Genomic DNA, 20,622 nt, shown 5'->3' with positions numbered 1-20,622 from the left:
CCCCGGGGGCGGACGGGCGGGCAGCCCCTGCCCGGACCAGCCGCGAGACGGCGGGCCAACGGGGACGGCGCGCCGAACCGGCCGGCCCACGGCGGGAGCCGGGCCCACGCGCCAGGGAAGCGATGGGGAAGACCTGTTGCAACGCCCGTCCGGCCAAGCCCCGTTGCCGCGCTGCGCGCCGGTCACGACGCGGCACGGAGTCGCCGCACTTCGTCGCCCGGAACGGGCCCCGGCCGGGGGCCACCACCCGCCACAGCCCGGACCGGCACCGCTCACCACAGCCACGGAAAAGCCCGGGCACCGCACCACGCGACCCGTCGGCCCAGAACCCGACACGTCCCGCCGCGCAACTCCACACCGACCGTGCCACCGCGCATCGCCCACAATCCGCCAACGTCCGTACCGGCAGGACCCGTTGGCCGGCCGCCCGGCACGGGCCTCGCGCCGCCCGGCGGCGGAGGTCCGGCGAGGCCCCCAGGGGCCTCGCCTCCGGTCCGCCCCGCCGGACGGCGAGCGGCGGAGTTGATCGGGGGCGGTCGGGTACGTTCACTCGCGGTGACGTCGATCGATCGGAAAGGAGCGTGGCCGGACATGTCCACGTTGGGACGGTGGGATCGGCTGATCTTCGCGCGGGTGGCGGCGGCCGAGCCGCCCGGGGTGCAGGCGGTGCTGCCCCGGCTGAGCAAGGCGGCCAACCACAGCCGGCTCTGGCTGGCCTCGGCCGCCGGCCTGGCGGCCCTCGGCGGGCGCCCCGGCCGGCGCGCTGCGGCCCGGGGCGTCGCGGCGCTGGCGCTCGCCTCGTTGACCACCAACGTCTTCGTGAAGTACGCCGCCCACCGGGAGCGTCCGTTGATCGACGGGGTGCCGTTGGCTCGGCGGCTGGCGCGGTCGCCGCGCACCAGTTCGTTCCCTTCGGGGCACGCCGCCTCGGCGGCCGCGTTCGCCACCGGCGTCGCCCTGGAGTCCGGCGGCCTCGGCGCCGCCGTGGCGCCGGTCGCGGCGGCCGTCGCGGTCTCCCGGGTCTATGTCGGGGTGCACTATCCGGCGGACGTGCTGGCCGGGTGCGCGCTGGGCGTGGGCGCGGCGCTGGTCACCCACCGTTGGTGGCCGCGCCGCCCCGCCGACACCACGTTGCCGCACCACGCCGCGCACGCGCCGGCCCTGCCGGAGGGCGCCGGCCTGGTGGTGGTCGTCAACGAGAGCGCGGGGCAGGCCGGTTCGGACGCCGACCGGCTGCGGGAGCTGCTGCCGCAGGCGGAGGTGGTGCAACGCGCCGAGGACGAGGACCTGTTGACGGTGCTGGACGCCGCCGCCGACCGGGCGGCCGAGCGGGGCGGGGCGCTGGGCATCTGCGGCGGCGACGGCAGCGTCAACGCGGCGGCGGCCAGGGCCGTGGAGCGGCGGCTGCCGCTGGCGGTCTTCCCCGGCGGGACGTTGAACCACTTCGCGCTGGACATGGGGATACACGCCTTCGAGGACACGGCGGCCGCGCTGGCGGAGGGCCGGGCGATCGCGGTGGACCTGGCGCGGGTGCGGCCGGTCGGCCGGGCGAAGGGGCCCACCACCCACTTCGTCAACACGTTCAGCCTGGGCCTGTATCCCGAACTGGTGCGGGCGCGCGAGCGGTTGGAGGACCGGATCGGCAAGTGGCCGTCGGCGGTGGTGTCGATGGCGCGGCTGATGCGCACGGGGCAGCCGATCGAGGTGGAGATCAACGGCCACCGCCAGCGGCTGTGGCTGCTCTTCGCGGGGAACGGCCTGTACTCGCCTGAGGGGTTCGCGCCCGCGCACCGCACCCAGCTCGACGACGGGCTGTTGGACGTGCGGACGGTGCGCGCCGACCGGCGGCTGGCCCGCACCCGGGTGGTGGTCGCGGCGCTCACCGGAACGCTGGGCAACTCGGGGGTCTACGCGGCAGCCCGGCTGCCCCGGCTGCGGCTCTCCGGGCTGCCGGGCGACGCGTCCCTCGCCTACGACGGCGAGGCCGGGCCGGCGCCGAGCGACCTGCTGATCGACAAGCACCCGGCGCCGCTGACCGTCTACCGCCGCGCCTGAGCCACGGCGGCGCGGCGGGCGGTCAGGGCTTCAGGTCGAGGACCATGGTGTCGGCGTCGCCGTCCCTTCCGACGGGGACGAAGCCACGGGAACGGTAGAGGGCGGCGACCCCGTTGCCGTCCTCGACGCTGAGGCTCAGCCGCGCGAGGCCGCGCTCGCCGGCGGCCGCCACCACGGCGTCCAGCAGCGCCTTCCCCACCCCGCGCCGCCGGTGGGCCGGCAGCACGCCCAGCGTCAACTCCGGTACGTCGGGCGCCACATAGCCGTAGCCGGGGGTCTCGGGGGGCAGCGGCCTGGCCCAGCAGGCGCCGATCCGCTCCCCCGTCGTCGGGTCCTCGGCGATGACGCCGAAGTCGTCGGGCCCGGGCCAGTCGGCCACATACTGGGCCGACTTGGGGTCGGCCAGCAGCTGCTCGCGGGTGAACCTGGCCTCCCCCGTCCAGTTGAACGCCTCCAGCAGGATGTCGGCCAGGAAGTCGGCGTCCCGCTCGGTGGCGGGGCGCAGGGTCACGGGCGGGCTGGTGTCGGTCATCGACGGCTCCTCACGGGATGGGCCGGGGCTCGGCGCACCCCGGGGACCCGAGAAGATCAACAGGCGGTGGGGGCCTGGTCAAGCGGGATGCGCCGGGGCGGCGCCGGTTCCCACGGGCGGCGCAGCCGGCTCCCCCCGAACGGGGCGCGCGGCCCGGGCTTCTCAGGCGTCCACCGTCGCGGCGGCCGTGGCGGCGGCCGCCGCGGCCGCGTCCCGGTGGTCGCTCGGGGTGATGCCGCGTTCCCGCTTGAACGCGGTGCTCAGCGCGAAGGCGCTGCCGTAGCCGACGCGCCGGGCCACCGCCTCCACCGTCAGGTCCGGGTCGAGCAGCAGCTCGGCGGCCAGGTCCAGGCGGCGGTCGGTGAGATGGGCCATCGGCGGCCGGCCGACCAGTTCGGTGAAGCGGCGGGCCAGGGCCGCCCGCGAGACGCCGACCTTGGCGGCCAGCGCGGCCACCGTCCAGGGGTGCGCGGGGTGTTCGCGGAGCAGCCGCAGCGCGGGGCCGACCACCGGGTCGCCGTGCGCCCGGTACCAGGCGGGCGGCTCGCTGCTGGGCCGTTCGAACCAGGCGCGCAGCACCGAGATCAGCAGCAGGTCGAGGACCCGGCCCAGCACCACGTTCTGCGCGGGCGCCTCCCGGGTGATCTCGGTGGTCAGCATCGGCAGCAGCGCGCAGTCCCACTCCCGGGGCCCCAGCGAGAGCACCGGTGGCAGGGCACGCAGCAGGGAGCCGGTCACCTCGCTGGAGAGCGGATAGGTGCCGATCAGCAGCTCGTTGGGAGCGTCGGTTCCGGTGCCCCAGGTACGGGTGCCCAGGTCGAGCGTCTCGCACAGGTCGGTGCCGTCCGGGGCGACGCCGCATCCGCCGGGCAGGATCTCGGCCTGGAGCGGGCTGGCCGGGTCGTCGGCGACCCGGTAGGGCGCGGGGCCGCGCAGCACCGCGACCGAGCCGGCCGTCAACTGCCGTGGCCCGCCGGGCTCCTCGGGGATCAGCCAGGCGGTGCCGCGCACCACGCACAGCACCGTGAGGGGCGCCTGGTCCCGCACCAGCACGGCCCACGGCGGGCCCAGCAGCGCGCGCAGCAGGAACGGGTCGCGCGCCCTGGGGCCTTCGAGGAGGCTGGCCAACGGGTCCATGCCGGACAGCCTAGACGTTCGCTTATGGCCGCGAGCCGGCCAGCCATGTCGCCCGCGCTCGTCGGGCGCTGAACTGGAGCCATGACAGAGCACACGTTCAACGCGCCCCGCACCTTCCCCGACCCGAGCGGCACCGGGCACACCGGGCACGCCGGGCACCGTGACCACGCCGAACGCCGTGACCGCGCCGGACAGGGCGAACGCATCGACGCCGGGCAGGTGTTGGTCGTCGGCGGCACCGGCAAGAGCGGGCGGCGGGTCGCGGCGCTGTTGCCCGGCGCCCGGGTCGCCTCCCGGGCCGGCAGCCCGCCCTTCGACTGGCGGCAACCCGCCACCTGGCCGGCCGCGTTGGGCGACGCCCTGGCCGTCTACCTCAGCTATCCGTCCGACATCGCCGCCCCCGGCGCCGCCGATGACCTGGCGGACTTCGCCGCGCTGGCGGCCCGCAGCGGCGTGCGCCGGCTGGTGCTGCTTTCCGGGCGCGGGATGCCGTGGGCCGCCGACTCCGAGGCGGCGGTCACCCGTTCGGGCCTGGAGTGGACGGTGCTGCGCGGGAGTTGGTTCGCGCAGAACTTCAGCGAGGAGTTTCTGGTTGATGAGGTGCGCCGGGGCTCGTTCACGCTGCCGGTGCCGGCCACGGCGGCCGAGCCGTTCGTGGACCTCGACGACCTGGCCGAGGTGGCGGTCGCCGCGCTGACCGGTCCCGGGCTCGCCGGGCGGGTCCTGGAGCTGACCGGGCCGCGCGCGCTGACCATGGCGGAGACCGCCGAGGCGCTGGGGTCGGCGATCGGCCGGCGGGTGGCGTTCCGGTCCGTGGGGCCCGCCGCCTACCGGGACGGGCTGGTCGCGCTGGGGCTGCCGGAGGACGAGGCGGAGCTGTTGACGCAGCTGTTCACCGAGGTCTTCGACGGCCGCAACACGCCCGTCACGGCCGACGTCCCCGAGGTGCTGGGCCGCCAGGCCCGGGACTTCGCCGGCTACGCGCGGCGCGCGGCGGCGGCCGGCGCCTGGCCGCCGGCCTGAGCGCGCGGGCGGCGGGGCCGGTCAACTCCGGGCGGCGGGCAACCTTTTGGGCGTCTCGCGGGTCATCTCCTCACCCCCGCCCGAGGACGGGCGGGCCGGGAAGGAGGTTCCCGATGACGAGCACCGCCTCTCCTCACCCGCCGCAGGCCGCCCCGCCGCCGGCCCCCGCGCCCTCGCGCCGCAACGCGGTCCTGCGCCTCTTCGACGCCCCGCTCCACCGCGACTGGTGCTTCTGGTCGACCGTCGGCTGGGGCGCCCTGATGGCGCTGTCCCTGGCGACGAGCGAGCCGGCCGAGGAGCCCGGGGCGCTCCCGGTCTGGCTCGACACCGTGCTGGCCACGGCGTTCGCGATGGCGCTCCTCGGGCTGTTGCCGGCCTGGCTCCGGTTGACGCTGCGCCGCTGGCGGTGGCGGCGTCGGCAGCGCTCGCTGCCGGCGTGGCCGGCGCCGGGCGAGCCGCGCGCCCGTGCGGCGGCCCCGCACCCGCCACACGGCCCAACCCGCCGGACGCGCACGGGCGTTCGGCCGACCGGGCGGCGGCCGGCGCCCGCCGGGCCCGGGCCCGCGGCCCCGCCCCGTGGCCCGCGCCCGCCCCACCCGCAGCCGCACCCGCAGCCGCACCAGCCCCTGCGGCCGGAGCCGGCCGCCCCCGCGCGGCGCGCCCCGGCGGCCGCCGGCCCCGGGCTCGCGCCGTCGGCCCCGCCGCCGCCCGCGCCGGCCCGCGCCGACGACCCGCTCGCCGAGGCGGCGGCCACGTTCCCGCACCCGGTGGCCCGCTTCGCGCGCCGGCTGCAACTGGCGCACGGCGCCCGGGAGCGCCACGAGGCGCTGCTGGACACGGCCGAGGCGCTGGCCGTCGTGCTGGGCGTCACCGCCGCCGGGCTGCTGCGCGCCCGGGCCGAGGACGACGCCACGCCGCCCGGCCCGCTCGCCGCGCTGAGCGCCGCCTGCCTGCGCGGCGGCGGCCTCACCTTCGGCGGCTGGACCCACTTCCTCGAACGGCTGGCCCGCGACGCGAACGCCGGGCCCGGCGAACCGCCGCCCGGGCTGGCCGCGTTGCCCGAGACACTGCGACACGGCGCGCCGCTCGCCGCGCTGCACCGGCTCAGGCGGGAGCGGAACGACTGGGCGCACGGCGGCCGGCCGCGCGCCGAGGGCGAGGCCGCCGCCCGGGTGGCCGACCTGCTGCCGACGCTGGTGGAGGCGTTGGCCGCCAGCCGGCCGCTGGCCCAACTGCCGTGGCTCTACGTGGAGTCCACCTCCTACTCGCCGCGCGAGCGGGTCTTCCATGTCACGGCGTTCGCGATCGCCGGCAGCCATCCGGACTTCGAGCGGGAGCGGTTCACCTGGGCGCGGCCGGTCGGCGACCACACCTTCCAACTCCTCACCGGGCAGGGGCCGGTGTCCCTGGCGCCGTTCGTCGCCCGGCCGTTCTGCCCGCGATGTCAGGCGCCCGAGATCTGCTACGCCCAGCGGGCCCCCCGCGCGGGCGGCCCGGCGACGCTGCGGAGCTTCGACCGGGGCCACGAGATCCCCGACGAGGAGGCGGGCGTCGAACTCCGCGAGCTGGCCGGCCGCCGGCAGCCCGGGTGAACGGGCGCGCGGAACGGGCCGGGCTCACGGCGACGACGACGGCGAAGGCACCGGCACCGGCGGCGCGTCGAAGAGCGCCAGCTCCTCGGGCGTCGGCGCCTCGAACCGCGTCGCCCAGTACTCGAACTCCGCCGGCGGAATGACGAAGGTGTGCCGGTCGGGCGCCGCGTTGCGCGCCGCGAGCCGGCGGCGCAGCTCGGGCAGCGGCGGGTCCAGCACGCACAGCACCACCCCCGCGCCGAGCGCCCGCGCCTCGTTCCGGTACCGGTCGCGCTCCTCGCGGGACCACAGGCCCCAGTCGAGCACCACGTCCGCGCCCAGCCGCAGCACCCGGGTCGCCACCTGCCACTGGAGCGCCTCCACGTCCTCCCGTCGCACATCCAACGCGGCGCCCGGCACGCCGGGTTGGAGGTCGTGCAGCCAGTCGTCCGCCGTCAGGCGCAGCGCGGGGCGCTCGCGCTCCAGCCGGCGGGCCAGCGTGGTCTTGCCGGCGGCCTGGCGGCCGCACGTGAGAAAGAGCGTGCCGGCGGTCCCGGCCGCCTCACCGGACGTCGCCGCGTCACCAGACATCGCCGTCCCGCCAGTCGCACACCAACTCGGCGGTCAGGTCGATCGCGACCCGGGGCAGCGGCAGCACGAAGACGCCGTCGTCGTCCTCCTCGGTGCGGGCGATGCCCAGCGGGGTGAGCGCCCAGGTCAGGCCCTGCCAGCGGCGCCAGCCCCTGGCCGCGTAGAAGTCGAGGGCCTCCTCGGTGGCGGACAGGGCGCCCAACTCGTAGCCGCCCCTGATCACCCGCTCCAACTCGGCCATCATCGCCGCGCCATGGCCCCGGCCCCTGCGGTCGGCGCGGACCACCACGCCCTCCACATAGCCGGTGCGAAGGGCGCGACCGCCGTGCAGCACGCGCCGTTGCACCACCGATGCGTGACCGATCAGCTCCGCGCCCTCCCAGACCAGCGCGTGCACCCCGCCCAGCGCGTGCTCCCAGTCCTGGTCGGTCATGTCGCCGCCGAAGACCGTGTCGAGCAGGGCTCTGGCGGCGGCCAGCGTGCCGGAGTCCAGGTCGGCCGTGTGGGCGATCCGCAGCTCGGTCATGTGTGCCATCCTCGCAGCCACCACCGGCATCGCGGCAGGTCGCCGGGGGCGGGCGTGCTCCCCGGCGGCCGGGCCGGCGCGGTGGCGGCGCCGTGTCGGGTCGGGTTCCGGCTGTGTGTGGTGGGGCCGGTGTGCCCGGTGGAGCCATTGTGGATCAACGGACGGGCCGGGTGAAGGGCGCCTTCGCGCCCGGGAACACGGCGCCCGCCCCCGCCGCGCGCCCCCTCCTCACGGCCGCCCCCGCGCCCCGGCCCGCTCTCTCACACCGCGCCCCGGCGCCCGCTGAGATCAGCGTTGCGCCGGGGAAACGGAGGCGATGCGGTCGGGTAACAGCCGCCCCGATACTGAGAGACATGAGTGAGACAACCCGGGTGGTGATCGTCGGCGGCGGGATGGCCGGCGCGCGGCTGGCCCGCACGCTGGGCGCGGCCCCGGCACTCGCCGTGACGGTGGTGGCGCAGGAGCCGCACCCGGCATACAACCGGGTGCTGCTCGCCGAGGTCGTCGCCGGCCGCTACCCGGCCGAGGTGATCACCCTGCCGTCGGCCGGGCCGGCCGTCACCTGGCGCGGCGGCCTGACCGCCACCGTTCTCGACCGGGAACGGCGGCTGGTGCGCTGCGCCGAAGGCGGTCACGCGGCCGGCGCCGAAATCCCCTACGACGTCCTGGTGTTGGCGACCGGCAGCGAGCCGGTTCCAGCCCCGCCCACCGAGCCCGAGGGCGGAACGGGCGGCCAACCGCCCGCCGGCGTCCACGCGTTGCGCACCCTGGACGACGCGCACGCGGTCGCCGGGGCCGCCGGGCCCGGCGTGCCGGCCGTGGTGGTGGGCGGCGGCCCGCTGGGCGCCTCGGCCGCCGCCGCGCTCGCCGAACGCGGCTGCCGGGTGCTGCTGGTCGAGGCGGCCGAGCGGCTGATGGCCGGCCAACTCGACGCGAACGCAGCCGCGTTGCTCCGCGCCCGGCTGACGGACGCCGGCGTCGCGGTGCGCACCGGGCGCGCGGTGCGCGCGCTGCGCGCCGACGCCGGGAATGTCACCGGCGTCGTCCTGGACGACGGCACCGCGCACGAGGCGGCGCTGGTGGTGGTGGCCCGTGGGGTCCGCCCCCGCGTCGCGCTGGCCCGCGCGGCCGGGCTGGCGCTCGGCGCGCACGGCGGGATCGCCGTGGACGACGCGCTGCGCACCAGCGACCCGGCCGTCCACGCGCTGGGCGACTGCGCCGAACACGCCGGCCGCCTCTACGGCCTGGCCGTTCCGGCCCAGGACCAGGCGGACGTGCTCGCCTCGGTGCTCACCGGCGGCGACCAACGCTACCGGGGCACCAGATCGTTGACCCGGCTCACGCTGGGCGCGACGGCCGACGAGCCGTGGGACCTGGCCGCGTTCGGCGTGCCCGAGGCCGGCCCCGGCGACGAGGAGATCCGGCTGGCCGACGCCACCCGGGGCGCCTACCGCAGGCTCGTGGTCCGGGAGGACCGGCTGCGCGGCGGCGTGCTCGTCGGCGACCTCGGCGGCGTGGGCACCCTGGCCCGCGCCTGGGAGGGCGACGAGCCGCTGCCCGACGCGCCCCTGCTCCATCTGCTGACCGACGACGGAGGGTTGTCAAGATGACCGAGCGGTCGCCGAGTCCCGTCCCGCCCGAGGAGACGGAGGAGACGGTGGTGGTGGTCGGCCACGGGATGGTCGGCCAGCGCCTCCTGGAGGAGTTGGCCCAGCGCGGCGTCACCGCCCGCGCCCGGGTGGTGGTGCTCGCCGAGGAGCCCCGCCCCGCCTACGACCGGGTCCATCTGACCTCCTGGTTCTCCGGCACCGGCGCCGAGGAACTCTCCCTGGTCCCCGACGGGTTCCTGGAGCGGCACGGCATCGAGCTGTCGCTGGGCGACCCGGCCGTCGCCCTGGACCGGGCGGCCCGCACCGTCACCACCCGCTCCGGCCGCGTCGTCCCCTACACGACGCTGGTGCTGGCCACCGGCTCGTCGCCGTTCGTCCCGCCGATGCCGGGCCGCGAGGCCGACGGCTGCTTCGTCTACCGCACCATCGAGGACCTGGAGGCGATACGCGACCACGCGGGCCGGGTCCGCACCGGACTGGTCGTCGGCGGCGGCCTGTTGGGCCTTGAGGCGGCCGGCGCTCTGCGCGACCTGGGCCTGACCACCCACATCGTCGAGTTCCACCCCCGGCTGATGGCCCTCCAGGTCGACGAGGGCGGCGGCAACGCGCTGCGCCGCACCGTCGAGGAGCTGGGCCTGCTGGTGCACACCGGCGTCGGCGGCCAGGAGATCACCACCGACGGGCGGGGCGCGGTCAACGGGATGGTGCTGTCGGACGGTTCGACCGTCGCCACCGACCTGGTGATCTTCTCCGCCGGCATCCGCCCCCGCGACGAGCTGGCCAGGGCGGCCGGGCTGCGGGTCGGCGAGCGCGGCGGGATCGCCGTGGACGAGCGGTGCGTTACCTCCGACCCGAACGTGCTGGCCGTCGGCGAGTGCGCGCTGGCCAGCGACGGAACGGTCTACGGCCTGGTCGCGCCCGGCTACGAGATGGCGGCCACCGCGGCCGACGTGGTGGCCGGCCGGGCGGCCACGCCGTTCACCGGGGCCGACACCTCCACCAAGCTCAAGCTGCTGGGCGTGGACGTCGCCAGCTTCGGCGACGCGCACGGCCGCACCGAGAACTGCCTCGACGTCGTCTACGCCGACTCCCGCGCCGGCGTCTACAAGAAGCTGGTGATCGGCCAGGACGGCACGCTGCTGGGCGGGGTGCTGGTCGGCGACGCCGACTCCTACGGGCTGCTGCGCCCGCTGACCGGCTCGGTGCCGCCGGCCGCGCCCGAACAGCTGGTGCTGCCGGCCGGGTTGGCGCCGGCGGCCGCGCTGGGCCCGGCCTCGCTGCCGGACGCGGCGGTCGTGTGCAGCTGCCACAACGTGACGAAGGGCGCCATCGTGGCGGCCGTCACCGAGGACGGCCGCACCTCGGTGCCCGAGGTGAAGAAGTGCACCCGGGCCGGCACCGGCTGCGGCTCCTGCGTCAAGGTGCTGGGCCAGCTGGTCAACGCCGCGCTGGAGGCCGGCGGGATCGCCGTGGACAACGGGCTGTGCGGCTGCTTCGCGCACACCCGGCAGGAGCTGTTCGAGATCGTGGCCAGCCTGCGGATCACCTCCTACCGGGAGCTGCTGGACGGGCACGGCCGGGCCGAGGCGCGCGGCGGCGACGGCTGCGAGGTGTGCAAGCCGGCGGTCGGCTCGATCATCGCCTCGCTGGCGCCCAGCATCGGCGCCGACAACCATGTGCTGGCCGGCGAGCAGGCCGCGTTGCAGGACACCAACGACCACTTCCTCGCCAACCTCCAGAAGAACGGCTCCTACTCGATCGTGCCCCGCATCCCCGGCGGGGAGATCTCGCCGGAGAAGCTGATCGTGATCGGCGAGGTGGCCCGCGACTTCAACCTCTACACCAAGATCACCGGCGGCCAGCGGATCGACATGTTCGGCGCCCGCGTCGACCAACTGCCGCTCATCTGGGCCCGGTTGGTGGAGGCCGGCTTCGAGTCCGGGCACGCCTACGGCAAGGCGCTGCGCACCGTGAAGAGCTGCGTCGGCTCCACCTGGTGCCGCTACGGGGTGCAGGACAGCGTGCGGATGGCGATCGACCTGGAGCTGCGCTACCGGGGGCTGCGTTCCCCGCACAAGCTGAAGTCCGCCGTCTCCGGCTGCGCCCGCGAGTGCGCCGAGGCGATGAGCAAGGACTTCGGGATCATCGCGACGGCCAACGGCTGGAACCTGCACGTCGGCGGCAACGGCGGCGCCACCCCGCGCCACGCCGACCTGCTGGCGCAGGACCTGTCGGACGCGGAGCTGGTCCGGCTGATCGACCGGTTCCTGATGTTCTACATCCGCACCGCCGACCGGCTGGAGCGCACCTCGGTCTGGCTGGAGCGGATCGGCGGCGGCCTCGACCACGTGCGGGACGTGGTGGTGCACGACTCGCTGGGCATCTGCGACGAGCTGGAGGCCCAGATGGCGGCCCATGTGGCCAACTACCGGGACGAGTGGGCCGAGACGCTCGACGACCCGGAGAAGCTGGCGCGCTTCGTCTCCTTCGTCAACGCGCCCGGCACCCCCGACCCCTCGGTCCGGTTCGTCGAGGAACGGGACCAGCACAAGCCGGATCTGACCGTGCTGGCCGGGCCCACGCTGCCCGTCCGCACCCTGGAAGGGAGCAACCCCTCATGACCACCTCGACCGCCACGCTCGCCCGCCCGGGAACCGTCGCCCCCGGGACCACCGCCCCCGAGACCACCGTGCTGGAGATCGCCCACGAGGGGGCGTGGGTCCCCGTCTGCCGGCTCGCCGAGCTGGTGCCGGGGCGCGGCGCGGCCGTGCTGCTGCCGGACGGGCGGCAGGCCGCCGTCTTCGTCGACCGGCACGGCCGCGCCTACGCGGTGGGCAACCAGGACCCGTTCACCGGCGCCTGGGTGCTCTCCCGTGGCCTGCTGGGCTCAACGGGCAACGAGGACCGCCCGTTTGTCGCCTCACCGCTGCTCAAGCAGCGCTTCGACCTGGTGACGGGTGCCTGCCTGGACGCCCCCGACGACCCGTCGCTGGCGCTGCCGGTCTACCCGGTCCGGACGCGCTGACGCCGATCCGCCACGCCGGGGAGGCGCGGGGGCGTGCCCCGGGCGGGCGCCCCTGACTCGCCGCCCGGCGGGAGACCCGGGATGGTGGGGGCGAGGGTGTGTTCCACGGCGTGGGACCACCGCCGTCGCCGAGAACAAGGCCGGAACGAGGTACGCCATGACCCGCCCCATCACCGTCGGCGTGGACGGCTCCCCGCAGAGCCGGGCCGCCGCCGAGTGGGCGGCCCGCGAGGCGGCGCGTCGCGGACTGCCCCTGCACCTGGTGCACGCCTGGATCAACGAGCCGCTGTACGCGCCGCCGGTGCCGGACGAGCCGGCGTCCCGGCAGCTGCTCCAGGACCACCACGACGAGGTCGCCGACCGCCACCCGGGGCTGACCATCAGCACCGAGCTGCTGGCCGAGATGGCCACGGCCGGGCTGGTGGAGCAGGCCGCGAAGTCCGAGCTGCTGGTGATGGGCTCCCGGGGCCACGGCCCGATCGCCGGCTTCCTGCTGGGCTCGGTGGGCCTGCCGGTGATCACCCACAGCACGCGGCCCGTGGTCCTCGTCCGCTCCGGCCCGTACGGGGAGCCGACCGACCGGGCGCCAGGGGAGGCGACCGAGGGCGACGAGATCGTGGTGGGCCTCAAGGACATGGGCGAACCGGCGGCCACGCTGCTGGAGTTCGCCTTCACCACGGCCTCGGCGCGCGGCGCGGCCGTGCGCGCGGTGCGCGCCTGGGGCACGCCCTCGCTCTTTGGCTCCACGCCCCCGGAGAACCTGGAGAACAACGACGAGCACCTGGACCTCCAGGCCCGCCAGGGCGAGGAGCTGGTCCGGGTGTTGGCGCCCTGGCGCCAGCGCTACCCGGGCGTCCCGGTGATCGAACACCTGCGGTACGGGAACGCCGCCGAGGTGCTGCTGGACGCGGCGTCCGTGCACGCCGCACTGGTGGTCACGGGACGCCGAACGCGCCGCCCGCTGCTGGCCATGCGCGCCGGGCCCGTCACCCACGCCGCGCTCCACCACGCCCGCACGCCGGTCGCCGTCGTCCCGCACGGCGACTGAGCCGGACTCGGGGCACCGCGCGTCGGGTGCCCGGGCCCGGGTGCCGCGCCTCCGCCGCGCCCGAAAGATCCTCAACTACGCGCGTCGCACGCGTGGTTGACGCGCGTTGACTCCCTCGGGCACGCTCGTGTTCCCACTCCCCTCACGGAGGTGCCACCTTGAGTCGTCTCCTTCGCATGTTCCTCACGTTTGTCATGATCGCATCAGCAGCCTTAGTGGGTACGGTGGCCACCGCCGGCACCGCGCAGGCCGACGGGTGCTACACCTGGAACCGCACCCTCAAGGAGGGCCACAGCGGCAACGACGTGACCCAGCTCCAGATCCGGGTCGCCGGCTACCCGGGCTACGGCGCCCAGTTGGCGATCGACGGCAAGTTCGGCCCGGCCACCAAGGCCGCCGTCAAGCGCTTCCAGCAGGCGTACGGCCTGTCGGCCGACGGCGTCGCCGGCCCGAACACCTACAGCAAGATCTACGCGCTCCAGGACAACGACTGCACCCCGATCCACTTCACCTACGCCGAGATGAACCGCTGCAACAGCAGTTGGTCGGGCGGGGCGGTCAGCGCGGCGACCGCCAAACAGAACGCCCTGCGGGCGATGTGGAAGCTGGAGGCGCTGCGCCACGCGCTCGGCGACCGGCCCCTCACCACCAGCAGCGGCTTCCGCTCGCACGCCTGCAACAACGCGGCCGGCGGGGCCGCCGGCAGCAACCACCTCTACGGCACGGCGATCGACCTGACCGGCTCGCCCAGCTTCTGCACGATCGTGAAGCAGGCGCGCTACCACGGCTTCAACCACATCCTGGGCCCGGGCTTCCCCGGCCACAACGACCACGCGCATCTGGCGGGCCAGAGCACGCGCCGCTGGTCGGCGCCGAGCTGCGGGATCTGACCGGACCGCCGTTCGCCCTGGGGGCGAACGGCGGGTTCCCGCCCCGGGAGGCGAATGACGCCTCCCGGGGTCTCTCTTGTGGGTCGTCGCGGATCGGTGGTGGGTGGGTGGGTGGGTGCGGGTGGTGGTGGTCGGGTGCGGGGTTTGTCTGCGGGCCGGTGGCCGGTGCGGGGCAGCCCGACTGATCGTTTGTCGGTCGACGAGGCTGTTGTGGGGGCGGAAGGCTCTGGCGCGGACCACGACGCCTGGCCTAGATGGCACACGACCAGCCGGGTGCGGGCGTAACGAATACCGGCAGGAGGCTGGCTGGGAAGGGGGGCGCGGCTTCCGGGAGGTGGAGTTCGTTGCCGCCAGGGGTGGTGGGTGATGGCGACCGTGCCCTCCGGGCGCGGGGACCGCGCCGAGTTCGAGGGTCGGCCGGCGGCTGGGGGCGTGCGTAGCGCGCACCGGCTTCGCCGGCCTGCCCCGGCATGTCGCCCGTCTCGAACGTGACCGATCGTCGGACGACTCGCAGGCTGGTGCTGGTTCTGTGTTGGGCGGGCGGTGGGTGGGGTGTTCGCTTAATGACCACGCTGCCGCGCGAACATCGCCTGTCGTCTTGGTAGTCCGCGCGCCGGCGACTCCCGAAGGCGGGCGCGCGGGGGGTGGGGGGACCTTTTTTATAGGTGCCCGTTTAGAAGTGAACAGATCGTTCAACTCTAGACGGGCACCTACAGAAAGAGACCCCCACCCCCCTGCCCGGAAGCCGACAAGGCGCGGACTACCTCACCGGCAGGCGATGTTCGCGCGGCAGCGTGGTCGTTGACCGAACGCCCCGTCCTGCCAGCAGGGGTGAGGCGGCGGGCCGTCCCCCTTCAGTCGCCCGACGATCCGCCACATCCGAGACGGGCGACATGCCGGGGCAGGCCGGCGAAGCCGGTGCGCGCTACGCACGCCCCCAGCCGCCGGCCGACCCTCGAACAAGCCGCAGTCCTTGCGCCCGTGGGGCACGGTCGCCATCACCCACCACCCCTGGCGGCAACGAACCCCACCTCCCGGAAGCCCCGCCCCCCTTCCCAGCCAGCCTCCTGCCGGTATTCGTTACGCCCGCACCCGGCCGATCGTGCGCCATCTAGGCCCGGCGTCGTGGTCCGCGCCAGAGCCCCAACCCCTCACAGCGAGTCTCGTCGAGGGACGGCGACCAGTCGGGCTGCCCCGCACCGGCCACCGGCCCGCAGACAAACCCCGCACCCAACCACCACCACCCGCACCCACCACCACTCCGCCCCGGTTCGGCTACCCCTCGGAGAGCCGCAGCGCCGTGTCCTCCCCCGGGGCGACCTCCACCGTGCGGTCCGCCAGGACCACGCGGACCGGGGAGGTCTCCCACGGCGGGACGCCGATCCACAGTTGGCCGGGCCGCATCCGCAGCCGCAGGCCGACGCCCCGGTGGCGCAACGAGAAGCCGAATTCCTGGAGTTGCGGCAGCGGCGACGGGTCGAGCCAGAGCGCGCCCTCCTCGGAGCGGAGCCCGGTCAGCCCGCGTTGCACCAGGTCGAGGGTGCCGGCCATCGCGCCCAGGTGGATGCCCTCGGCCGTCGTCCCGCCCTGGATGTCCGCGACGTCGCTGGCCAGCGCCTCCTTGACGAACGACCAGGCGTCCGCGTGCCGGGCCCGCGCGAGCACCCACGCGTGGACCACGCCGCTGAGCGTGGACCCGTGGCTGGTGCGCCGGAGGTAGTAGTCGACGGTGCAGCGCCACTGCTCCTCGGTGAGTTCGTATCCCATCCGGGCGAACTGCTCGGTGAGTTCGCCCGGCGTCAGCAGATAGCCGAGCATCAGCACGTCGGCCTGCTTGGACGCCTGGTAGCGGTTGACCGAGTCGCCCTCTGACTCCAGCAGCCGGTCGAGCCGGCGGATGTCGCCGTAGCGGCGGCGGTAGCCGTCCCAGTCGAGTTCGGCGAGTTCGCCGTAACCGTCGAACTGGCTGACCACGCCCTGGTGGAACGGGACCCGCAGCAGGCGGGAGACCTCGTCCCAGCGCTCCGGCTCGCCCTCCGACAGGCCGACGCGGTCGACGAGTTCGGCGCGGCGGGAGACCGGCATGGTGCGCACCAGCTCGGCGGCGCGGGCCAGGGTCCAGGACGCCATCACGTTGGTGTACGCGTTGTCGTCGAGTCCGGCGCGCTCGGCGTCCGGGTACGCCTCGTGGTATTCGTCGGGCCCGACGACGCCCCGGATGCGGTAGCGGCCCTCGTTCCGGTCGAACTCGGAGATCGCCGCCCAGAAGCGGGCGATCTGGGTGAGCATCTCGGCGCCCCTGGTGTGGGTGAACTCGGTGTCGCCGGTGGCCTGTCCATAGCGCCACACGTTGTAGGCGACGGCCGAGCCCACGTGGTGCTGGAGGCGGGAGTTGTCGGGCAGCCAGCGCCCTGAGCGCGGGTTGAGGTGGACCTCGGGGGTCTCCTCGCCGCCGTCCGAGCCGGACTGCCACGGGTACATGGCGCCCTCCCGGCCGGCCTCGGCCGCCGCCCGCAGCGCGGCGGGCAGCCGGCGGTGGCGGTAGCCCATCAACGCCCGGGACAGCTCGGGGAAGTGCAGGTTGAGGTAGGGCAGCACGAACAGCTCGTCCCAGAAGACATGCCCCCGGTACGCCTCGCCGTGCAGCCCGCGCGCGGGCACGCCGACGTCCAGGTCGGCGCTGTGCGGGGAGAGCGTCTGCAACAGGTGGAACATGTGCACCCGCAGCACATGCCCCGGCTCGCCCGGCACCTGAAGGTCGGCGCGCCGCCACAGCCGCGCCCAGGCGGCGGCGTGGTCGGCCAGCACGCCCTCGAAGTCCGGCGCGGCGCGCACCCGTTCCAGCGCGGCGGGCAGCGGGCCGACGATCGCCTGGTCGCGCGAGGTGTGCAGGGCGACGACCTTCTCGACGGCCAGCGGCTCCTCGGGGGTGAGGGGGAGGATCATTCGCTGGGCGGCGCGGAAGTCGGTCAGCCGGTCGTGGGTGGCCTCGGGCGGGCCCTGCGGGGTGGCGCGGGTGCGGGCGGCGAGCACGATCCGCACGTCGGAGGTGCTGGTGCGGCAGCGCAGCCACACCACGTCGGGCTCCTCGACGCCGGTGCCCATGCGGGTGAGGTGGTGGCTGGCGAGGTCGCGGTAGCGGGCGACGCCGGTGTTGCCGACCAGGCCGTCGATGGCGGACTCGACCTCGATGGAGCCCGACCAGTCCTCGGCGGTGAACTCGGTGCGCAGCGCCGCGAGATGGGGGTCGGCCATGGAGACGAGCCGGGACTGGCGGATGTTGAGGTGCCGGCCGTGGGGGTCGCGGAAGCGCACCTCGCGGTTGAGGACGCCGCGCCTGAGGTCCAGTTCCTGGTGGTAGCGGAGCAGCCCCTCGGGGTGCAGGTCGGGGGTGAACCACTCGCCGGTGGCGCCCTCGTCGGGGTGGATGCGGAAGCGCAGCGGCAGCCAGTTGGGCAGGTTGACGATCTCCTCGTGCGGCAGCCGGCGGCCGGCGAGCGAGGAGGTCAGCCGGTTGTAGAGGCCGGCGGCGTAGGTGCCGGGGTAGTGGGCGGGGCTGGCCTCGGTCTCGGGCGCGGCGCCCCGGGTCGCGAAGTAGCCGTTGCTGAGCGTGCACAGGGCCTCGCGGAGGCGTTCCTCGCGCGGGTCGTAGCCCTCGTAGGTCCACTCCCAGCCGTCGATCTGCCGCTCCCCCTCGGCCCAGGCGTCCCACCGTTCCATCGGCTCGGCGGGGGTCCACTCCGTCGTCGCGCCCGGGGTTCCGCTGGTCGTGCCGGTCATGTCGGTCACCTCCGCACGAGGCGGGCGAGGTCGTCCACGACCAGGTCGGCGCCGTGTTCGCTCAGGTCGTGGGCGGCGTCCTCGGTCTCGGCGCGGTTGACGCCGACGACCAGGCCGAAGCCGCCGCGCGACCCGGCCTCGACGCCGGCGAGCGCGTCCTCGACGACGGCCGCCGTGGACGGCTCGCAGCCGAGCCGGCGCACGCCCTCGAGGAACAGCGCCGGGTCGGGCTTGCCCGGCAGATCGAGCCTGGCCATGTCGTTGCCGTCGACGACGGTGCCCAGCAGGGAGCGGACACCGGCCCTGGCCAGCAGGTCCCTGGCGTGCCGGGAGGAGGAGACGGCGGCGCAGGGCACGCCGGCCTCGTGCAGCTTGTTCAACAGCCGGACGGTGCCGGCGAAGACGTCGACGCCGCGCTCGGAGAGGCGGCGCATGAACGCCTCCTCCTTGCGGGCCGCGACCTGGCAGACGGTCTCGGTGCCCGGGGTGTCCTCGACGTCGCCGACCGGCAGGTCGATGCCCCGGGCGGCGAGGAACGCGGCGGCGCCGTCCAGCCGGGACTTGCCGTCCACGTGGCGGCGGTAGTCCTCGTCGGCGTCGAACGGCGGGTCCACGCCGGGGACCTCGTCGAACGCCTCCTTCCAGGCCGAGGCGTGCACCGAGGCCGAGTCGGTGATCACCCCGTCGGTGTCGAAGATCACCGCGTGGCACTCCCACAGGTCCGGCACGGTCGCAGTCACCGGGCACCACCGCCTCCCTGGTCGGCCACGGACCGGCCGTGGCGTTCCTTCCATGGGAACCCGCCGCCGCCCGCCCCGCAAACCCACCCGAACGGGCACATCCCGCCGGGCCGCGCCGGCTCAGGGCTCAGGGCTCAGGGCTCAGGGCTCAGGGCTCAGGGCTCAGGGCTCAGGGCTCAGGGCTCAGGGCTCAGGGCTCAGGGCTCAGGGCTCAGGCGAGGGTGACCCGCCGGCCCGTGACCCGGTGCGGCGTGAGGCGCACCCACAGGTCGCGTTCGCCGCCGGCCCACGGCTCGCTGGCGTCGGGCTCGCCCTCGGGTCCGGTCAGCCGCTCGGTGAGCGACTGGATCTCGTCGAGGTCGGTGACCGGCCGGGCCGGGCCGACCAGCAGCACGCTCCAGCCGACGCGCTGCGCCTCGTCGAGGTGGTCGACCTCGAAGGCCAGCTCGTCGGCGTCGACCGCGTGGGCGGGGGCGGCGTCGGGCGCGGTGCGGTAGACCAGCGCGCGGCGGTGCGGCGCGCGGTCGTCCAGCGCGTAGTTCACCGGCACGATCGCCGGGCCGCCGTCGGTGGCCACCGCGACCCGGCCGACGCTGTGCTCGGCGAGCAGCTCCCAGCAGGTGTCCTCGTCCAGCGTCCGCAGCCCCTCGCGGTGGCTGACCTCGGGCGGGGCGGTGCCGCTGGGCGGCGGGCCGCCGCTCAGCTCGGCGACGGTGGTGTCCAGGGCGCGGGCGACCCGGGTCAGCGAGGCGTAGCTCGGCGAGGCCGGCCGTTCCTCCAGGTAGCGCAGGTACTCGGGGGCGACCCCGGCCTTCTCGGCGACCGCGCCCCGGTCCAGGCCCAACTGCTCGCGGCGCAGCGCGATCCTGCGCCCGACGTCCGTGCGATGGTTCTCCACCCCTTCACCCTCGCTGGAACGGGCCGGGCGCGCTCGTTGATCATCGCCGCCCACACCCGCGCCGATGTGACGCCGATCACATGGGCGGCCCGGCAACCTTTTCGCACGGAGAAGCGACCATTCCCACGCCAAATCCTGTCTGAACAAGGAGAGTTCTGTGCGTTTCCCCCCACCGGCGCGCGGGCGAGCCCGGCGTTCCCGACATCTGACGCGCGCCGCGCTGGCCAGCCTCCTCGGCCTGGCCTGCGCCCTGCTGCTGTGGCAGCCCACGGCCTCCGCCGCCTATCCGCCGCCCGGGCTGGTCACCGGCGACATCGGCATCCACGACCCCTCGATGGTGCGCACCGACCAGGGCTACGTGGTCTACGGCTCCAACGACCTGCTGGAGGCGCGGATCTCCCCCGACCGGACCGCGTTCACCGACGCCGGCTCGGCGTTCACCGGGCCGCTGGACTGGTGGGGCGAGATCTCCCCGGACCGCAACCCGTGGGCGCCGGACGTCTCCTTCCACAACGGCCGGTACTACCTCTACTACGCGGTCTCCAACTTCGGCCAGAACAACTCCGCCATCGGCCTTGCCACCAGCGACACGGGCCTGCCCGGCAGCTGGACCGACCAGGGCATGGTCCACCGCACCACCGCCGCCAACGACTACAACGCGATCGACCCCAGCCTGCTGGTGGACGACGACGGCCGCTGGTGGCTCTCGTTCGGCTCCTGGTGGACCGGGATCAAGGTCGTCGAGATCGACCCGGCCACCGGCAAGCAGTTCCCGGGCGACACCGCGCTGCACCCGGTGGCCTCCGCCGACGGCGGCATCGAGGGCCCGGCCCTGGTCAAGCACGACGGCTTCTACTACCTCTTCAACTCGTACGGCACCTGCTGCGCCGGCACCGACTCGACCTACCGCATCCGGGTCGGCCGGGCCAGCAGCCCCACCGGTCCGTTCCTCGACGCGAACGGCGTGGACCTGCGGAACGGCGGCGGCACGTTCGTGCTGGAGAGCCACGGCCGCTGGATCGGCCCCGGCGGGCAGAGCGTCCTGAGCGACGTGGACGGCGACCTGCTCGTCTACCACTACTACGACGGCGAGGACAACGGCGCGCCCAAGCTGGGCGTCAACCTCCTGGACTGGAGCAGCGGTTGGCCGGTGGCCTACTGAGGTCCGAAGACCGGAACGCGGCCCCGTCCCCGGC

The 20,622-nt window shown here is 75.2% G+C and carries 16 protein-coding genes; 9 read left to right on the top strand and 7 right to left on the bottom strand.

All coding sequences use genetic code 11. From position 1 onward, the window contains the following. Positions 1-591 precede the first annotated feature (591 nt). Positions 592-2,055 (top strand): bifunctional phosphatase PAP2/diacylglycerol kinase family protein, encoded by a 1,464-nt coding sequence (locus tag FH609_RS01305; RefSeq protein ID WP_139665669.1) that lies wholly within the window; start codon positions 592-594, stop codon positions 2,053-2,055. A 22-nt stretch (positions 2,056-2,077) separates the two neighbouring features. On the opposite strand, the gene FH609_RS01300 is transcribed toward FH609_RS01305, so the two are convergent. Both FH609_RS01300 and FH609_RS01295 read right to left on the bottom strand, forming a co-directional pair. After that, a complete protein-coding gene (locus FH609_RS01300) occupies positions 2,078-2,587 on the bottom strand; it encodes a GNAT family N-acetyltransferase (RefSeq protein WP_139665670.1) in 510 nt (169 codons plus the stop codon). 162 nt (positions 2,588-2,749) lie between these two features. Next, entirely contained in the window at positions 2,750-3,724 is a 975-nt protein-coding gene (locus FH609_RS01295) for an AraC family transcriptional regulator (RefSeq protein ID WP_139665671.1), read from the bottom strand. An 81-nt stretch (positions 3,725-3,805) separates the two neighbouring features. On the opposite strand from FH609_RS01295, the gene FH609_RS01290 reads away from it, so the two are divergent. Then, on the top strand, positions 3,806-4,747 hold the full coding sequence (locus FH609_RS01290) for an NmrA family transcriptional regulator (protein WP_226961304.1): 942 nt from the start codon (positions 3,806-3,808) through the stop codon (positions 4,745-4,747). 113 nt (positions 4,748-4,860) lie between these two features. After that, a complete protein-coding gene (locus FH609_RS30745; RefSeq protein ID WP_193317742.1) occupies positions 4,861-6,339 on the top strand; it encodes a hypothetical protein in 1,479 nt (492 codons plus the stop codon). A gap of 24 nt (positions 6,340-6,363) precedes the next feature. On the opposite strand, the gene FH609_RS01280 is transcribed toward FH609_RS30745, so the two are convergent. Then, positions 6,364-6,909, bottom strand: coding sequence for an AAA family ATPase (locus FH609_RS01280; protein WP_139665672.1), 546 nt, complete (start codon positions 6,907-6,909; stop codon positions 6,364-6,366). Beyond that, a complete protein-coding gene (locus FH609_RS01275; protein ID WP_405378790.1) occupies positions 6,899-7,444 on the bottom strand; it encodes a GNAT family N-acetyltransferase in 546 nt (181 codons plus the stop codon). The genes FH609_RS01280 and FH609_RS01275 overlap by 11 nt, the downstream gene beginning before the upstream one ends. A 344-nt stretch (positions 7,445-7,788) precedes the next feature. On the opposite strand from FH609_RS01275, the gene FH609_RS01270 reads away from it, so the two are divergent. The 5 genes from FH609_RS01270 (at position 7,789) to FH609_RS01250 (ending at position 14,008) form a co-directional block, all read left to right on the top strand. After that, entirely contained in the window at positions 7,789-9,045 is a 1,257-nt protein-coding gene (locus FH609_RS01270; RefSeq protein WP_139665674.1) for an NAD(P)/FAD-dependent oxidoreductase, read from the top strand. Next, positions 9,042-11,666, top strand: a complete 2,625-nt coding sequence (nirB, locus tag FH609_RS01265; protein WP_139665675.1) for a nitrite reductase large subunit NirB — start codon at positions 9,042-9,044, stop codon at positions 11,664-11,666. The genes FH609_RS01270 and nirB overlap by 4 nt, the downstream gene beginning before the upstream one ends. Beyond that, complete coding sequence (locus tag FH609_RS01260) at positions 11,663-12,070, top strand: nitrite reductase (NAD(P)H) small subunit (protein ID WP_139665676.1); 408 nt, start codon at positions 11,663-11,665, stop codon at positions 12,068-12,070. Before nirB ends, FH609_RS01260 begins: the two co-directional genes overlap by 4 nt. A gap of 157 nt (positions 12,071-12,227) precedes the next feature. Continuing rightward, on the top strand, positions 12,228-13,118 hold the full coding sequence (locus FH609_RS01255; RefSeq protein WP_139665677.1) for a universal stress protein: 891 nt from the start codon (positions 12,228-12,230) through the stop codon (positions 13,116-13,118). A 194-nt stretch (positions 13,119-13,312) separates the two neighbouring features. Beyond that, positions 13,313-14,008, top strand: coding sequence for a D-Ala-D-Ala carboxypeptidase family metallohydrolase (locus FH609_RS01250; protein ID WP_193317743.1), 696 nt, complete (start codon positions 13,313-13,315; stop codon positions 14,006-14,008). A gap of 1,275 nt (positions 14,009-15,283) precedes the next feature. Here FH609_RS01250 and FH609_RS01245 read toward each other — a convergent pair. The 3 genes from FH609_RS01245 to FH609_RS01235 all read right to left on the bottom strand — a co-directional run bounded on the left by FH609_RS01245 (position 15,284) and on the right by FH609_RS01235 (position 19,426). Then, positions 15,284-17,728: a glycoside hydrolase family 65 protein gene (locus FH609_RS01245; RefSeq protein WP_193317762.1), complete on the bottom strand. Its 2,445-nt coding sequence runs from the start codon at positions 17,726-17,728 to the stop codon at positions 15,284-15,286. Positions 17,729-17,793: 65 nt separating this feature from the next. Further along, a complete protein-coding gene (locus tag FH609_RS01240; RefSeq protein WP_226961303.1) occupies positions 17,794-18,528 on the bottom strand; it encodes an HAD family hydrolase in 735 nt (244 codons plus the stop codon). 211 nt (positions 18,529-18,739) lie between these two features. Further along, positions 18,740-19,426 carry a helix-turn-helix domain-containing protein gene (locus tag FH609_RS01235; protein ID WP_139665680.1) on the bottom strand — a complete coding sequence of 229 codons (687 nt, stop codon included), beginning with the start codon at positions 19,424-19,426 and terminating at the stop codon, positions 18,740-18,742. Between the two features lie 157 nt (positions 19,427-19,583). Here FH609_RS01235 and FH609_RS01230 point away from each other — a divergent pair, with 157 nt between their 5' ends. Beyond that, positions 19,584-20,588 (top strand): arabinan endo-1,5-alpha-L-arabinosidase, encoded by a 1,005-nt coding sequence (locus FH609_RS01230; protein WP_405378793.1) that lies wholly within the window; start codon positions 19,584-19,586, stop codon positions 20,586-20,588. The last annotated feature ends 34 nt before the right edge of the window (positions 20,589-20,622 follow it).

It is taken from the genome of Streptomyces sp. 3MP-14, from assembly GCF_006334905.2.
GTDB lineage: Bacteria > Actinomycetota > Actinomycetes > Streptomycetales > Streptomycetaceae > Streptomyces > Streptomyces triticirhizae.
This window is presented reverse-complemented; position numbering and strand designations above follow the sequence as displayed.

What these genes read in the sequence shown, in the direction of transcription:
- FH609_RS01280 (WP_139665672.1), bottom strand. Translation starts at nt 6,909, where the DNA reads ATGTCTGGTGACGCGGCGACGTCCGGTGAGGCGGCCGGGACCGCCGGC.
- FH609_RS01260 (WP_139665676.1), top strand. Translation starts at nt 11,663, where the DNA reads ATGACCACCTCGACCGCCACGCTCGCCCGCCCGGGAACCGTCGCCCCC.
- FH609_RS01295 (WP_139665671.1), bottom strand. Translation starts at nt 3,724, where the DNA reads ATGGACCCGTTGGCCAGCCTCCTCGAAGGCCCCAGGGCGCGCGACCCG.
- FH609_RS01250 (WP_193317743.1), top strand. Translation starts at nt 13,313, where the DNA reads ATGATCGCATCAGCAGCCTTAGTGGGTACGGTGGCCACCGCCGGCACC.
- FH609_RS01270 (WP_139665674.1), top strand. Translation starts at nt 7,789, where the DNA reads ATGAGTGAGACAACCCGGGTGGTGATCGTCGGCGGCGGGATGGCCGGC.
- FH609_RS01245 (WP_193317762.1), bottom strand. Translation starts at nt 17,728, where the DNA reads ATGGAACGGTGGGACGCCTGGGCCGAGGGGGAGCGGCAGATCGACGGC.
- FH609_RS01300 (WP_139665670.1), bottom strand. Translation starts at nt 2,587, where the DNA reads ATGACCGACACCAGCCCGCCCGTGACCCTGCGCCCCGCCACCGAGCGG.
- FH609_RS01275 (WP_405378790.1), bottom strand. Translation starts at nt 7,444, where the DNA reads ATGGCACACATGACCGAGCTGCGGATCGCCCACACGGCCGACCTGGAC.
- FH609_RS30745 (WP_193317742.1), top strand. Translation starts at nt 4,861, where the DNA reads ATGACGAGCACCGCCTCTCCTCACCCGCCGCAGGCCGCCCCGCCGCCG.
- FH609_RS01305 (WP_139665669.1), top strand. Translation starts at nt 592, where the DNA reads ATGTCCACGTTGGGACGGTGGGATCGGCTGATCTTCGCGCGGGTGGCG.
- FH609_RS01255 (WP_139665677.1), top strand. Translation starts at nt 12,228, where the DNA reads ATGACCCGCCCCATCACCGTCGGCGTGGACGGCTCCCCGCAGAGCCGG.
- nirB (WP_139665675.1), top strand. Translation starts at nt 9,042, where the DNA reads ATGACCGAGCGGTCGCCGAGTCCCGTCCCGCCCGAGGAGACGGAGGAG.
- FH609_RS01290 (WP_226961304.1), top strand. Translation starts at nt 3,806, where the DNA reads ATGACAGAGCACACGTTCAACGCGCCCCGCACCTTCCCCGACCCGAGC.